Below are 14,088 nucleotides of genomic sequence, written 5' to 3'. Positions count from 1 at the left end.
AGGCTTCCTTATCTAGGAGGCTGAAACGAAAAATGCCACCTTTGGGAAGGTGGCATCTTTCTGGTGTTGGTGGAGGCGGCGGGAATCGAACCCCTGGGTCTGTAGAGAGCGCCGACCTCGCTCTTGGCTCTTCTTTTCAGGGGGGGCGCCCTGAAACGAAAAATGCCACCTTTGGGAAGGTGGCATCTTTCTGGTGTTGGTGGAGGCGGCGGGAATCGAACCCCCGGGTCTGTAGAGAGCGCCGACCTCGCTCTTGGCTCTTCTTTTCTGGGTGTGCCCTGAAACGAAAAAGACCACCCTTTAACAGGTGGTCTTCTTCTGGTGTTGGTGGAGGCGGCGGGAATCGAACCCCTGGGTCTGTAGAGAGCGCCGACCTCGCCCTTGGCTCTGCTTTTCAGGGGGGGGGGGGGCGCCCTGAAACGAAGAAGACCACCCTTTAACAGGTGGTCTTCTTCTGGTGTTGGTGGAGGCGGCGGGAATCGAACCCGCGTCCGCCGACACTCGCCCATTGGCTCTACATGCTTAGTTCCGTCATTTGATTTAACGCCTCGGGCTCCGACGGGCAGGATCCCGAAACGCGATTCCTCCAAAGTTTAGCGATTGACGAGAGGACAGCGCCAACCGCGATCTCACCTATCTTGGCTCGTAGCCCATTGGCAACGGATGAGCACGTCGCCGCCGGGTAGGACTAGAAGCTAGCAGTTTTTACGCTGCCAGCGCGCCCTGAGCGTAGTTTTCGTCGTTTGCGACTATTTAGTCGTGATGTTGGATTTACGAGATACATCACGCTCTCGGCATGCACCTCAGGGGTTGTCATCGGCGTCGAAACCATGTCGCCCCCGTAACGCCCCGCCAGTGTACCAAAGATCCGGCGGTCTGTACTACATCTGACGACTCAGGCGCGGTTTTGTTCCCGCATGACGCGGCCCTTCTGACGCTGCCAGTCGCGATCCTTCTCGGTGGCGCGCTTGTCGTGGAGCTTCTTGCCCGTCACCAGCGCCAGCTCACACTTCACCCGGCTGCCTTTCCAGTACAGCTTCAGCGGCACACAGGTGTGCCCCTTATCCTGGGTGCGCGAGAAGATCTTGGCGATCTCCTTGCGATGAAGCAGCAGCTTGCGCGTGCGCGTGGGGTCCGCCACCTCGTGGGTGCTGGTGGTGTTGAGCGGCATGATATGGCTGCCGAGCAACCAGGCCTCGCCGTTCTTCACCAGAATGTAGGTGTCGGTGAGCTGGGCCTTGCCGGCACGCAGGCTCTTGACCTCCCATCCCGCCAGCACCAGCCCGGCCTCGAAGGACTCGTCGATATGGTATTCGAAGCGCGCCTTCTTGTTCTGAGCGATGGTGTTGTTGCCGGGACCCTTGTCCTTTCCCTTCTTGCTGGCCATGGAACCTCTTGATGTCTGAATCGGTCGTGGAAGCGGTGTCGTAACCGATGTGGCCCGATGTGTAGCCTTCCGGGTCGACGCCAGGCGGTTGCCACGGCGGCGCTGCCCGTCGGTCCCCCTTTCGGCTGTCTCCAGTTCTGCCGGGGAAGCGTGCTACCATTTGAGGCCGAAATAACCGCTCATGATACGCCCTGGGCTTCTGGAAGTCAGCGGAGAGGTCAATGCCAACCGTCAATCGGTCCGCCATGGTGCGGCACACCCCCAAGCAGATGTTCGATCTGGTCAACGATTTCGAGCGCTATCCGGAGTTTCTGCCGGGCTGTCGTCGCGCGCGGCTGCTGGAGAAGGACGAATCGCACCTGATCGGCGAAATGACCCTGGGGCGGGCCGGCATCGAGCAGACCATCGTCACCCGAAATGACCTGCACGAGCCTGACCGTATCGAGCTGTCGCTGGTAAAGGGGCCGTTCAAGCGACTGGACGGACGCTGGAAATTCATCACCATGGGCGAGAACGTGTGCAAGGTCAGCCTGGAGATGGATTTCGAGTTCTCCAGCCGGCTGCTCGGCATGGCCTTTGGCAAGGTCTTCCAGCAGATCGCGGGCCAGCAGGTGGATGCCTTCACGCGGCGTGCCGATGAGCTCTATGGCCGCTGACAGCGCGAGACCCTCGGCTCCTCGTGTCGAGCCGGCACCTGCCGATCACTCGGCGGGGCCAGATATAAAGGAAGACGCAAGCGACGAGGTGCTTCGCGTGGAAGTGGCCTTTGCCTTGCCGCACAAGCAACGTCTTGTCGCGCTGCGCGTCGCCAAGGGCACGACCGCCAGCGAAGCGCTGGCGTTGGCCGACCTGCCGTCGCTGTTTCCCGAACTGCCTGTGGAAACCTTCAGCGAGGCCAGTCTCGGTATCTTCGGCAAGGCGTTGAAAGAACCCTCACGGCAGATGCTGCGTGACGGTGATCGCGTAGAGGTCTATCGACCGTTGAAGATCGATCCCAAGGCGGCGAGGGCAGAGAGGGCGGCTCGTAGCCGCTCTTCCTCCTAGCGACCCTGGGCGGCCGGGGCAGGTGCGTCGCCGTCTGAGCGAAGGCGCTGCGCATGGAAGCGCCTAGGTGTAGAGCCCACCAGGCGTAGAACCAGCCAGGCGTAGAACCAACTAGGGTGGCCGTTGTGGCCACCCTGATGCGTGTTCTCGCTGGCGCCAACGGCTTACTCGCGCTCGGGATCCACGGTGCGGTTGTAGATCGGCTCGATATTGGCTTCGCCCTCGGGGTTATCGTCGCCGCCGCCGCTGGTGGGGCCTACGCCGTAGCTATGCTTGCCTGCCACGTCCGGGTTCATGCTGAAGTCGCCTTCCCGGTCGATATTGACCAGGTTGTTGCCGGCGAAGGTCAGGGTGACGCGTCTTTGCATCACGTCGCCGTAAGCTTCGTCGAGACGGTAGACGTAGTCCCACTGGTCGGCGCTGAACGGGGCCTCCAGCAGCGGCGAGCCCATGAGGTTGATGACCTCCTGTCGGGACATGCCGGGGCGCAGCTGTTCGACCATGCTGTTGGTCACCAGGTTGCCCTGTGCCAGGTCGCGCTTGTACACGCTGAAGTAGGTGCAGCCGCTGGTCAGCGCCAGGGCCAGTGAAAGGGTGACAATTCCGGTCAACTTTTGCATTTGCGCCTGTTCTTCACTATCGTGGGGTCGGTCGATCATACCCGACCCTACCTGATACTGCGAAGAGCAACCATGGCCGACAAGAACCATGAATTGCGCAAGGCTGGACTGAAAGTCACTCTGCCGCGCGTAAAGATCCTGCAGATCCTCGAATCTGCCACCGATCAGCACCACCTCAGCGCCGAGGACGTGTACAAGACGCTTCTCGAAGCCGGTGAAGATGTGGGCCTGGCGACGGTGTATCGCGTGCTGACTCAGTTCGAGTCGGCGGGCCTGGTGATCCGACACAATTTCGACGGTGGCCATGCGGTCTTCGAGCTCTCCCAGGAAGAGCATCACGACCATATGGTGTGCCTGGAAAGCGGTGAGATCATCGAGTTCTTCGACGAGACCATCGAGCGTCGGCAGCAGGAGATCGCCGAGGAGCACGGCTTCGAACTCGTCGATCACGCGCTGGTCCTCTACGTCAGACCCAAGGGTTCCAAGGCGACGCGTCAGGAAGGCATCGCCAAGAAGTAACGGATCCCTCTGCGCGTAGCGCTGAGCAAGAGCCTCTGCCCCCGGGCGGAGGCTTTCTCGTGTCTGGAAGATGTGATCAGCGCTGTTCGGCCAGTGGATACACAAAAGCGCCACGTCCCCGTCAATTGGGGGCGTGGCGCTTGCGTTGTTGGCTCACTGTAAAATGCTGCTTTTTCTTGCGTACTGCTCGTCAGTATCGCTTTTCTGTGCTGTCTGGGTTCGCCGGGCCTAATGGTGCGCCCTTTGGCTTGCGTCGAGCATTTCGCGGGCATGGGCCAGGGTCTGGTCCGAGAGTTTGACGCCGCCGAGCATGCGCGCCAGCTCGCCGACCCGCCCGGCTTCGTCCAGATGCGCCATGCGGGTGCGGGTGGAATCCTTGCGCGCCTTCTTCTCGATGTGCAGATGGTGGTGGGCCTGGGCGGCGACCTGGGGCAAGTGGGTCACCGTCAGTACCTGGCCACCCTGGCCCAGTCGCTTGAGCAGCTGGCCGACGATCTCGGCGGTGGCACCGGACACCCCGACGTCGACCTCATCGAACACCAGGCTGGGGATGGTGGAGTGCTGGGCGGCGATCACCTGGATGGCCAGGCTGATACGCGACAGCTCGCCACCGGAGGCTACCTTGGCCAGCGGGCGTGGCGGCTGGCCGGGGTTGGCGGCGATCAGAAAGCGCACCCGGTCCATGCCCTCTGGGGCGGCGGCATCGCGCCGACTGACGTCGACCTCGAAGCGGGCCTTGCCCATGGCCAGAAACGCCAGTTGCTGCTGGACTTCCTTGCCGAAACGCTTGGCGGCCTTTTGGCGAGCGGCGCTGACGGTCTCTGCCAGGGCACGCCATTCTGCCTTGAGGGCGTCGGCCTTCTCGGTCAGCGCCTCGAGGTCCTCGTCACCGCCCTCCAGTCCCTGAAGTTCTGCCGTCAGGCGCTGGTGCAGGGCGACGATCTCGTCGGGCAGTACATGGTGCTTGCGAGCGATGCGGTGAGCCTCGCCCAGGCGCTGCTCTACCCAGGCCAGGCGCTCCGGGTCCAGCTCCACGTCGGCGACCACCTGATGCAGTTCGCGGCCGGCTTCCTCGAGCTGAATGCTGGCGTCACCGAGCAAGGCGATGGCGTTGGCCAGGGCTCCCTTGTCGCTGCCGGGCAGGGCGGCCAGGCGCTGGCTGGCCTGGTGGAGCAGGGGCAGGGCGCCGCCTTCCTCGCCATCGCAGCAGTCGAGGGCGAACTGGGTCTCCGCCAGGCGCGATTCGGCGTGGGCCAGCAGCTCCTGTTCACGTTCGAGCTGCTCGAGCTCGTCTTCGCCCAGGCCGAGTTGGTCGAGTTCTTCCACCTGATAGCGCAACAGCTGGCGACGGGCGCGGATTTCATCGCCGTCGTCGGCCAGCCGTTTCAGTTGTCGCCGGGTGGACTGCCACTCACGGTAGAGCTCGGCCAGCCGACTCACCGATTCACGGTGGCCGGCCAGGTCGTCGAGCAGACGCAGGTGGGTGTCCTCGGCCAGCAGGGCCTGGTGGGCGTGCTGGCCGTGGATCTCGATCAGGGTCTCGCCCAGCGACTTGAGGTCGGCGATGGTGGCCGGCTGGCCGTTGATCCAGGCCTTGGAGCGACCGCTTTTAGTGACCACGCGCCGCAGCAGGCAGTCGTCATCGGGCAGTTCTCGGTTGGCAAGCCAGGCCCGGGCGTTGGGCAGATTGGCAATGTCGAAGCGCGCGCTCAGGTCGGCTCTGGACTGGCCGTGGCGCACGCTGCCGGCGTCGGCGCGTTCGCCCAGGCACAGGCCCAGGGCGCCAAGCAGGATCGACTTGCCGGCGCCGGTCTCGCCGGTGATGGCAGTCATGCCGCCCTCGAGCTCGAGTTCGAGGTGGTCGACGATGGCGAAGTCCTGGATCGAGAGTTCGGTCAGCATGCGTGCCTCCTGGTGGCGTCACCGAGCGGTGCGACGGTCAGTGCAAGGGTGGCGGTCGTACAGGGCGATGGGTGCGGCAATCGCACGCGCAATCGCTAGAGCATCGATATGGCGCAATGGGTGGGGGTTGTCATTACTGTTTATCCATCCATGTGGTGTCTGTTTATACAGTAGTCCAGGCGCGCCCTCAATGCATCCTTGCGCAGCAACTTCAGTGGTTGCGGGTCAGCGCTGCGGCAAATCCTGGGCCTGCCGGGGAAAGTCTGATCAGGATCTGCGTCTTTCCCCTTGAGATTGTTGTGGCCAACCCCATATACCTCTGCAACCTCTGGTCCCCGGACCAGCCACTGTAAAGGCGGTGCTACCGCAATTGTTGGACTTCTTCAGGAGGCTGCACATGGCCAAAGATCCCCAGACCCCGTTGGATGACGAACTCGCTCGCCAGGAGCAGGAAGGCGAGCCGGAGCAGGCGGTCGATGCTGCCGAGGCCGTCGAGGGCGAACTCGAGGACATCGTCGATCAGGCTGAGGATGAGGCACAGGCCGAGGCCGTGGAAGGCGGTGACAACCCCGAGGCCGAGGTGCTGGCGGCCCGCGTCGAGGAGCTCGAGCAGAGCGTGACCGAGGCCAAGGACCAGGCCCTGCGTGCCGCCGCCGAGGCGCAGAACGTGCGCAGGCGGGCGGAAGCCGAGGCCGAGAAGGCGCGCAAGTTTGCGCTGGAGAAGTTCATCAAGGACCTGCTTCCGGTGGTCGACAGCCTGGAAAAGGCGCTTGAGGCCATGGGTGAGGACGCCTCCGAGGTGCATCGCGAGGGTGTCTCCATGACCCTGAAGATGCAGCTCGACGTACTGGCCAAGTTCGGCGTCGAGATCGTCGAGCCCCAGGGCGAGCCGTTCGACCCGCAGTACCACGAGGCCATGGCCATGGTGCCGAACCCCGAGGTCGACCCCAACACCGTCATCGACGTGATGCAGAAGGGCTACGTGCTCAACGGACGCCTGGTGCGCCCGGCGATGGTGGTAGTGAGCCAGACGGCCGGCTGAAACATCCGGCCCACGGGGCCTGACCGATACGGGTTGTCGACAGGAGTTGAACATGGGGCCTTGAAATCGGCGGAGACGCCCCCCAGATAGTCGGCAACCCCGCGGCGAACGCCGCAAGCCAAACTTCAGTTACGCAAGACACGAATTCGAGGATTTCCTATGGGACGCATCATCGGCATTGACCTTGGTACCACCAACTCCTGTCTGGCCGTGCTCGACGGCGACAGCGCCAAGGTAATCGAGAACGCAGAAGGCGCACGTACCACCCCGTCCATCATCGCCTACACCGATGATGGCGAGACCCTGGTGGGTCAGGCGGCCAAGCGTCAGGCGGTGACCAACCCGGAAAACACCCTGTACGCGATCAAGCGCCTGATCGGCCGTCGCTTCAAGGATGACGTCGTCCAGAAGGACATCAAGATGGTGCCCTACACCATCACCGAAGCCGACAACGGCGACGCCTGGGTCGAGGTCAAGGGCAAGAAGCTGGCACCGCCCCAGGTCAGCGCGGAAGTGCTGAAGAAGATGAAGAAGACCGCCGAGGACTACCTGGGCGAAGAAGTGACCGAGGCGGTCATCACCGTGCCGGCCTACTTCAACGACAGCCAGCGTCAGGCCACCAAGGACGCGGGTCGCATCGCCGGGCTCGAGGTCAAGCGCATCATCAACGAGCCGACCGCGGCTGCCCTTGCCTATGGCATGGACAAGTCACGCGGCGACAAGACCATCGCGGTCTATGACCTGGGTGGCGGTACCTTCGATATCTCCATCATCGAAGTGGCCGACGTCGACGGCGAGACGCAGTTCGAGGTGCTGGCCACCAACGGCGACACCTTCCTGGGTGGTGAGGACTTCGACCTCAAGCTGATCAACTACCTGGTCGACCAGTTCAAGGCCGACAGCGGTATCGACCTGTCTGGCGACAACCTGGCCATGCAGCGCCTGAAGGAAGCCGCCGAGAAGGCCAAGATCGAGCTGTCCAGCGCCCAGCAGACCGACGTCAACCTGCCTTACATCACCGCCGACAACACCGGTCCCAAGCACCTCAACGTGAAGGTGACCCGGGCTAAGCTTGAGTCGCTGGTGGAAGAGCTGGTGAGCCGTTCGCTGGCGCCGTGCAAGACCGCACTGTCCGACGCCGGCCTGTCCGCCTCCGAGATCGACGACGTCATCCTGGTCGGTGGCCAGACCCGTATGCCAATGGTTCAGGCCAAGGTCGCCGAGTTCTTCGGCAAGGACGCCCGCAAGGACGTCAACCCGGACGAAGCCGTGGCCGTGGGTGCTGCGATCCAGGGCGGCGTGCTCGGCGGTGACGTCAAGGACGTGCTGCTGCTGGACGTGACCCCGCTGACACTGGGTATCGAGACCCTGGGTGGCGTGATGACGCCGCTGATCGAGAAGAACACCACCATCCCGACCAAGAAGACCCAGGTGTTCTCCACCGCGGACGACAACCAGACCGCCGTGACCATTCACGTGCTGCAGGGTGAGCGCAAGCAGTCCAGCGGCAACAAGTCGCTCGGTCGCTTCGACCTGTCGGACATTCCGCCGGCGCCGCGCGGTGTGCCGCAGATCGAGGTCGCCTTCGACCTGGACGCCAACGGTATCCTCAACGTGTCCGCCAAGGACAAGGCCACCGGCAAGGAACAGTCCATCGTCATCAAGGCTTCCAGCGGCCTGTCCGACGACGAGATCGAGCAGATGGTCCGCGACGCCGAGGCCCACGCCGACGAGGACAAGAAGTTCGAGGAACTGGTGGCGCTGCGCAACCAGGCCGATGGCATGATCCACGCCTCTCGCAAGACCCTCGAGGAAGCCGGCGACAAGGCCTCCGATGAAGAGAAGCAGGCCATCGAGAGCGCCATCAAGGAGCTCGAGGAAGCGCTGCAGGGCGACGACAAGGACGCCATCCAGGCCAAGCTCGACGCCCTGACCGAGGCCTCCGGCAACCTGGCGCAGAAGATGTACGCCGAGCAGGCGGACGCTGGCCAGCAGGCGGGTGACGCCGACGCTGGCGCCAAGAAGGAAGATGACGTGGTCGACGCCGAGTACGAAGAAGTCAACGACGACCAGAAAAAGCAGTAACCACGACATCTGAACCTCGGATGACGCCAACGCGGGAGCCGGACTCCCGCGTTGGTGTTGCTGAGCGTCGCGACGGAGGCGGACAGACCCATGTCCAAGAGAGACTACTACGAGGTACTAGGTGTCGAGCGCGGTGCCGATCAGAAGGACATCAAGAAGGCCTATCGGCGCCTGGCACAGAAGTACCACCCGGACCGTAACCCGGACGATGACACCTCAGCGGAAAAATTCCGTGAAGTGTCCGAGGCCTACGAGGTCCTGACCGACAGCGAGAAGCGTGCGGCCTACGACCAGTTTGGCCATGCCGGCGTCGACGGCCAGGGCGGTGGTGGCTTTGGCGGCGCCGGGGCTGGCGGCTTCAGTGACATCTTCGGTGATGTCTTCGGTGACATCTTCGGCGGTGGCGGCGGACGTCGTAACCCCAATGCGCCCCAGCGGGGCAGCGACCTGCGCTACAACCTCGAGCTTGACCTCGAGAGCGCGGTGGCCGGCACCAGTGTCGACATCCGTGTGCCGCGTCACATCGAATGTGAGCGCTGCGACGGCGAAGGTGCCGAGCCGGGTTCCACCAAGGAAACCTGCCCGACCTGTCACGGACACGGTCAGGTTCGCATGCAGCAGGGCTTCTTTGCCGTGCAGCAGACCTGCCCGACCTGTCACGGTAGCGGCCAGCACATCAAGGTGCCGTGCCACGCCTGTCATGGCGAAGGTCGCGTGCGCGAGACCCGCACCCTGTCGGTGAAGATTCCGGCCGGCGTCGATTCTGGCGATCGCATTCGTCTCAATGGCGAGGGCGAAGCCGGTATCAACGGCGGTCCGCCCGGGGACCTGTACGTGCAGGTCGCGATCAAGCCGCACCATATCTTCGAGCGCGAAGGGCGTCACCTGCAGTGTGAGGTACCGATCAACTTCGTCGACGCAGCCCTCGGCGGTGAGCTCGAAGTGCCGACGCTGGATGGTCGGGTGAAGCTGAAGATTCCGGCGGAAACCCAGACCGGCAAGCTGTTCCGACTGCGCGGCAAGGGTGTCAAGCCGGTACGCGGCGGCCCCGCCGGCGATCTGTTGTGCCGGGTGGTGGTGGAAACCCCGGTCAAGCTCAGCGAGGAACAGAAGGATCTGCTGCGCAAGTTCCAGGACAGCCTGGGTGGCAGCAACGCCCAGCACTCGCCGAAGAAGTCGAGCTTCTTCGACGGGGTGAAGAAGTTCTTCGAAGATATGAAGCTGTAAGTCGCGTAGCCTCGGGCCAGGCGTGATCCTGCGCCGACCAGGGCTTAGTGACGATGATCGACCCCCGACGCCTGGCGCCGGGGGTCGGTTTTTTGTGTCGGCTGCACATGGGCCGTCAGCGGGGCGTCACGCTCGGGCGCTTCTGATGGGCAGCTTGATTGGGTGGGGCAGAGCTTGTGGACGGCGCGGCTCTTCTGAACAGGGACGATGATCATGAGTGATAGGGATAGGCCCCTGGCGGGCATCGTGCTGCGCATCGCCTCCGGGGTGCTGTTCGCCGCCATGCTGGTGTGCGTGAAGTGGGTGAGCGACGAGGTGCCGCTGGGCCAGGTGGTGTTCTATCGCTCGGCCTTTGCGCTGTTGCCGATCGTGCTGTTTCTGGCCTGGCGTCGGGAGTTTCCGGCAGGGCTGGCGACCCGGCGCCCCTTGGGCCATCTGCTGCGCTCGAGCCTCGGCGCCGCCTCGATGTTTGCCACCTTTGCGGCCCTGGCGCGCCTGCCCGTAGCCGAGGCCACCTTGCTGGCCCAATTGGCGCCGGTACTGATGGCGATCGGCGGCGTGGTGCTGCTGGGCGAGCGCTTTACCCCACCGCGAGCGCTGGCACTGTTGCTCGCCGTGGGCGGGGTGGCGGTGCTGGTGGTGCCGGATATCGGCAACGCCGACAAGGCCGGGCAGTTGTCGGGTTACGCGCTCGGTGTGCTGGGGGCGTCGCTGACGGCTGCGGCGCTGGTCACGGTGCGGCGCATCTCGCGCACTGAGGGGGCCGGTGCCATCGCCTTCTACTTTGTGCTGGCCTGCACCCTGGCGGGCCTGGCGACCCTGCCGCTGGGCTGGGTAGCACTGCCGACCCAGACGCTGACGCTGCTGATCCTGGCCGGGTTGCTGGGCGGCGCGGCGCATATTTGCATGACCTTGGCGCTGCGCTTTGCCGAGGTGTCGAGGCTTGCCCCCTTCGAGTACATCGCCCTGGTGTGGCCGGTGCTGGCCGATCTCTGGCTGTTTGGCCAGCCGTTGTCGAGCGGCTTTCTGCTGGCGCTGCCGCTGTTGCTCGGCGGTGCCGCCCTGGCCGCCATGGAAGGCCGTCGCCTGGGGTGGCCGCGCCGGCGCTCGCCGCCCGAGAACGGCTAGACATGCGTGGGTACGATGAACAGCAACACGCCGTTGCCTGACGCCGAGATGACATGGGGGATATGATTCTGCGATATATTCGTATTCTCACAAACGGTGGAAAGCATGGTGGAATCCCGAGCCTTCGTCGAGACCGCATCAGGGCAACGCTTGATCAATCGCCTGTGCAAGCACTGGGCCCACAAGCTCGAGGTGGATGCCGAGAGCGGTCACGTGGTGTTCCCCGGCGGCGAGTGCTGGATGAAGGCGTCCGACTCGCAGCTCAGCGTCGATCTCCAGGCCGAGGACGCCGAGCGGCTGGAGCGCCTCAAGGACGTGGTGGCCAGCCACCTGGAGCGGATGGCGGGCAAGGAGCCGGTCAGCGTCGTCTGGCAGTGAGTTTGGCTGGACGCGATTGGCGCTATAGCCAGCCGGTGCGACGGAAGCGTCGGTAGAGCGCGCCGCAGCACAGCACCATCATCCCCAGCGCCAGCGGATAGCCCAGTCGCCAGTCCAGCTCCGGCATATGGGTGAAGTTCATCCCCCAGATGCCGGCGAGGATGGTCGCTACCGCGAAGATCGCCGCCCAGGAGGCTAGGCGCTTGTGCACCTCGCTCTCGTCGATCGCCACCATCGACAGGTTGACCTGGATGGCGGTAATGATGGTTTCGCGAATGGTATCGATGGCCGCCTCGATTCGATGCAGGTGGTCGTAGACATCGCGGAAGTAGTCCTGGGTCTCGTAGCACAGCGTCGGGACGCGTCCACCGAACAGGTGGGAGCTGGCTTCGGCCAGTGGGGTCACCGCGTGCTTGACGCACATGGTGCGGCGCTTGAGCTGATACAGCCGCTCAAGGCTGGCGCGGGCGCTGCCACGGACGAAGATCTGGTCCTCGATACTTTCCAGTTCGGCCTCGAGTTCTTCGAGCACCGGGAAGTAGCGGTCCACTACGACATCCATCAGCGCATAGAGCACGAAGGCCGGCCCCTGCTTGAGCAGTTCGGGCTCGCGCTCGCAGCGGGCGCGCACGTCGGTGAATCCACGCCCGGAGTGCTGACGTACCGACAGTACATAGCCGGGACCGGCAAAGATGGCCAGCTGGCCATGCTGCACCTCGCCCTGATTGACGCTGATCACTTGGGTGACGACGAACAGAGCGTCGCCGTATTCCTCCACCTTGGGGCGCTGTTCGCCGACCAGGGCATCCTCCACGGCCAGTTCATGCAGCGCGAAGATGTCCTGAAAGGTGGAGAGCTCCTCGGCGTCCGGGTCGTGCAGCGCCACCCAGACAAAGCAGTTCGAGCGCGAGCGGTAGTCATCGATCTCGCCTCTGTCGATGTTGCAAAGACGCCGTCCTTCTTCATACGCCACGCAGTTGACGATCATCGTTGTCCCCTTGCGGTTGTTATCGTGGTTCTGAGGAAAAGGTAGACGCTACGTCGCGGTTGCCGACTGCATGTTGCGCCCAGGCGACCATCGCTGTTCGGCGTTGTGGGCATGAGGGGCTTGGCATTTTGCGTCGGAATAACTATCTTCAAGTGAAGATACTTTTCTTGGAGATAAGTGATATGCAGGTTCCGTCCACCGGGCCGAACGATGCCATCGATCGACTGATGGCGGAGTGGTGCAGGGTTCTCCCGGATCGCGACCCTGGCGACATGGGCATCTTTACCCGGCTGTATCGCGTGCTGAAGCATGTCGACCGTCGGGTTCAGGCGGTATTCCGGCAGCACGGCTTGAAGGAAGGCGAGTTTGACCTGCTGGCGACCCTCTACCGGCGCGACGTGCACGAGGGGCTGACACCGAACGCCCTGTGCGAGGCGGTGGTGCTGAGTTCAGGGGCCATGACCCACCGCCTCGATCGGCTCGCCAGTCGTGGCCTGGTGGAGCGTGTTGCCAACCCTGAAGATCGTCGCAGTGTACTGATTCGTCTCAGTGAGTCGGGAAAGGCCATGATGCCGGCGCTGCTGGACGCCTACCTGGCTGAACTCGCTTCGATGCGCGCCACCCTGGCAGATGATGAGGCGGCAGGCCTGGCGGCTGGTCTACGCCAGTTGCTGTTGGCGCTGGAAGGGGAGGTCAGCCGTGATGACGACTGATTGCCGGGTGTCCAGCGATAGCAGTGTGTGGTGGGCCCACGTCGGGATGCTGGTGTGGGCGACGCTGGTGGGGCTGTCCTTTCCGGCGGTGGGGATGTTGAGTGAAGGGCTTCCGCCACTGTCGCTGACCGCACTGCGCTTCGTGATTGCCGCTCTGGCGGTGTTGCCGCTGGTGTGGGGTGCGCCTGGTCTCCGGCCGAGTCTGGCCGGGCTCGGGCTCTATGGGTTGATGGGGCTCTGTCTGGCGAGCTTCTTCGGCACCATGTTCTGGGCGGCGCACCTGACCACGGCGCTGTCCATGGCCACGCTGTTCGTCAGCGTGCCGCTGCTGGCCTACGGCCTGGGCCGGCTGGTGGGGGTCGAGCACCGTGCTTTGGCGCTGCTGGCCTTGCTGGTACTTGGCGCCGTCGGCGCCGTGGGGCTGGCCTGGGCCGAGGCCGGTGGCTCCTTTGCCCGCATGCAGTTCGGCGTGGGCGAAGCCGCCTTCTTCGCTGGTTGCATCGCCTCGGCGATGTATCCGGTGTTGTCCAAATTGGGGTTGGCGAAGGGCTGGCTATCTGAGCACGCGGGGGTGCGTACCCTGTGGAGCCTGGTGATGGGGGCACTGCTGATCGGGTTTTCGGGTCTGGTCTTCGGGGATCCGGCCGCGCTGGGCCGAATGACGCTGTTCGATCTGACGGTGGTGGCCTATCTCGGGCTCTTCTCCAGCGGAATGACCTTCTGGCTGCAGCAGCGGGCGACCGCCATCCTGACCCCGGCGGCGGTTACCGCCTACGGTTATCTGGTGCCCTTTGTGTCGATGCTGTTGCTGTTTGCCCAGGCGCCTGAACGCCTTGCACTCGAATGGCTGCCGGGCAGTCTGCTGGTCGTGCTGGCCATCGCGCTGCTGCTGCGGCGGGACGTCAAGCTGCGCAGCCAGGCGTGAGCAGGCGAGTTTTACTCAGACATCTTTGCATCATTGGGCAAAGAGGTGGGCGGTGTACGGATTTGGCTTAGTGCGGTGTGGTGGTGGTTATATGAAGCTGTAAAGGTGGGGCAAAGGCGCATCAATGCCA

At 63.8% G+C, this 14,088-nt stretch carries 14 protein-coding genes and 1 other RNA gene; 10 read left to right on the top strand and 5 right to left on the bottom strand.

The features are described 5' to 3' along the window. Positions 1–461: 461 nt before the first annotated feature. Both ssrA and smpB read right to left on the bottom strand, forming a co-directional pair. Positions 462–841: a transfer-messenger RNA gene (gene ssrA, locus NFH97_RS07335) on the bottom strand. A gap of 54 nt (positions 842–895) precedes the next feature. Continuing rightward, positions 896–1,387: an SsrA-binding protein SmpB gene (gene smpB / locus NFH97_RS07330; RefSeq protein ID WP_045992293.1), complete on the bottom strand. Its 492-nt coding sequence runs from the start codon at positions 1,385–1,387 to the stop codon at positions 896–898. Positions 1,388–1,608: 221 nt separating this feature from the next. Here smpB and NFH97_RS07325 point away from each other — a divergent pair, with 221 nt between their 5' ends. Both NFH97_RS07325 and NFH97_RS07320 read left to right on the top strand, forming a co-directional pair. Beyond that, a complete protein-coding gene (locus NFH97_RS07325) occupies positions 1,609–2,043 on the top strand; it encodes a type II toxin-antitoxin system RatA family toxin (protein WP_045992292.1) in 435 nt (144 codons plus the stop codon). Between the two features lie 88 nt (positions 2,044–2,131). After that, positions 2,132–2,431: an RnfH family protein gene (locus tag NFH97_RS07320; RefSeq protein WP_349625494.1), complete on the top strand. Its 300-nt coding sequence runs from the start codon at positions 2,132–2,134 to the stop codon at positions 2,429–2,431. 164 nt (positions 2,432–2,595) lie between these two features. Here the strand turns inward: NFH97_RS07320 and NFH97_RS07315 are convergent, their stop codons facing one another. Further along, a complete protein-coding gene (locus NFH97_RS07315) occupies positions 2,596–3,051 on the bottom strand; it encodes an outer membrane protein assembly factor BamE (protein WP_045992301.1) in 456 nt (151 codons plus the stop codon). 72 nt (positions 3,052–3,123) lie between these two features. Here NFH97_RS07315 and fur point away from each other — a divergent pair, with 72 nt between their 5' ends. Then, positions 3,124–3,570 (top strand): ferric iron uptake transcriptional regulator, encoded by a 447-nt coding sequence (gene fur, locus NFH97_RS07310; RefSeq protein ID WP_045992290.1) that lies wholly within the window; start codon positions 3,124–3,126, stop codon positions 3,568–3,570. A gap of 228 nt (positions 3,571–3,798) precedes the next feature. Here fur and recN read toward each other — a convergent pair whose 3' ends face one another. Then, complete coding sequence (gene recN, locus NFH97_RS07305; RefSeq protein ID WP_213227359.1) at positions 3,799–5,472, bottom strand: DNA repair protein RecN; 1,674 nt, start codon at positions 5,470–5,472, stop codon at positions 3,799–3,801. Between the two features lie 397 nt (positions 5,473–5,869). Here recN and grpE point away from each other — a divergent pair, with 397 nt between their 5' ends. From grpE to NFH97_RS07280, 5 genes are all read left to right on the top strand, one after another. Beyond that, positions 5,870–6,514: a nucleotide exchange factor GrpE gene (gene grpE / locus NFH97_RS07300; protein WP_348815169.1), complete on the top strand. Its 645-nt coding sequence runs from the start codon at positions 5,870–5,872 to the stop codon at positions 6,512–6,514. Between the two features lie 159 nt (positions 6,515–6,673). Next, positions 6,674–8,599 carry a molecular chaperone DnaK gene (gene dnaK / locus NFH97_RS07295; protein WP_349624615.1) on the top strand — a complete coding sequence of 642 codons (1,926 nt, stop codon included), beginning with the start codon at positions 6,674–6,676 and terminating at the stop codon, positions 8,597–8,599. 90 nt (positions 8,600–8,689) lie between these two features. Next, positions 8,690–9,826 (top strand): molecular chaperone DnaJ, encoded by a 1,137-nt coding sequence (dnaJ, locus tag NFH97_RS07290; RefSeq protein WP_045992286.1) that lies wholly within the window; start codon positions 8,690–8,692, stop codon positions 9,824–9,826. A 213-nt stretch (positions 9,827–10,039) separates the two neighbouring features. Beyond that, positions 10,040–10,954, top strand: a complete 915-nt coding sequence (locus tag NFH97_RS07285) for a DMT family transporter (RefSeq protein WP_348827431.1) — start codon at positions 10,040–10,042, stop codon at positions 10,952–10,954. Between the two features lie 105 nt (positions 10,955–11,059). Then, on the top strand, positions 11,060–11,332 hold the full coding sequence (locus NFH97_RS07280) for a DUF2218 domain-containing protein (protein ID WP_349624614.1): 273 nt from the start codon (positions 11,060–11,062) through the stop codon (positions 11,330–11,332). Between the two features lie 22 nt (positions 11,333–11,354). On the opposite strand, the gene corA is transcribed toward NFH97_RS07280, so the two are convergent. Further along, a complete protein-coding gene (gene corA / locus NFH97_RS07275) occupies positions 11,355–12,320 on the bottom strand; it encodes a magnesium/cobalt transporter CorA (RefSeq protein WP_222569905.1) in 966 nt (321 codons plus the stop codon). Positions 12,321–12,502: 182 nt separating this feature from the next. On the opposite strand from corA, the gene NFH97_RS07270 reads away from it, so the two are divergent. Together NFH97_RS07270 and NFH97_RS07265 are read left to right on the top strand one after the other, a co-directional pair. Then, the gene (locus tag NFH97_RS07270) at positions 12,503–13,033 is read left to right on the top strand and encodes a MarR family winged helix-turn-helix transcriptional regulator (RefSeq protein WP_124805081.1); all 531 of its coding nucleotides are present in this window, start codon (positions 12,503–12,505) and stop codon (positions 13,031–13,033) included. Beyond that, positions 13,023–13,958, top strand: coding sequence for a DMT family transporter (locus tag NFH97_RS07265; RefSeq protein ID WP_349625492.1), 936 nt, complete (start codon positions 13,023–13,025; stop codon positions 13,956–13,958). The genes NFH97_RS07270 and NFH97_RS07265 overlap by 11 nt, the downstream gene beginning before the upstream one ends. The last annotated feature ends 130 nt before the right edge of the window (positions 13,959–14,088 follow it).

This window comes from Halomonas sp. SCS19 (assembly GCF_040147015.1).
Taxonomy (GTDB): Bacteria; Pseudomonadota; Gammaproteobacteria; order Pseudomonadales; family Halomonadaceae; genus Halomonas; species Halomonas litopenaei.
Note: the sequence above shows the minus strand (reverse complement) of the source record. Positions and strands in the feature narration are given on the sequence as shown.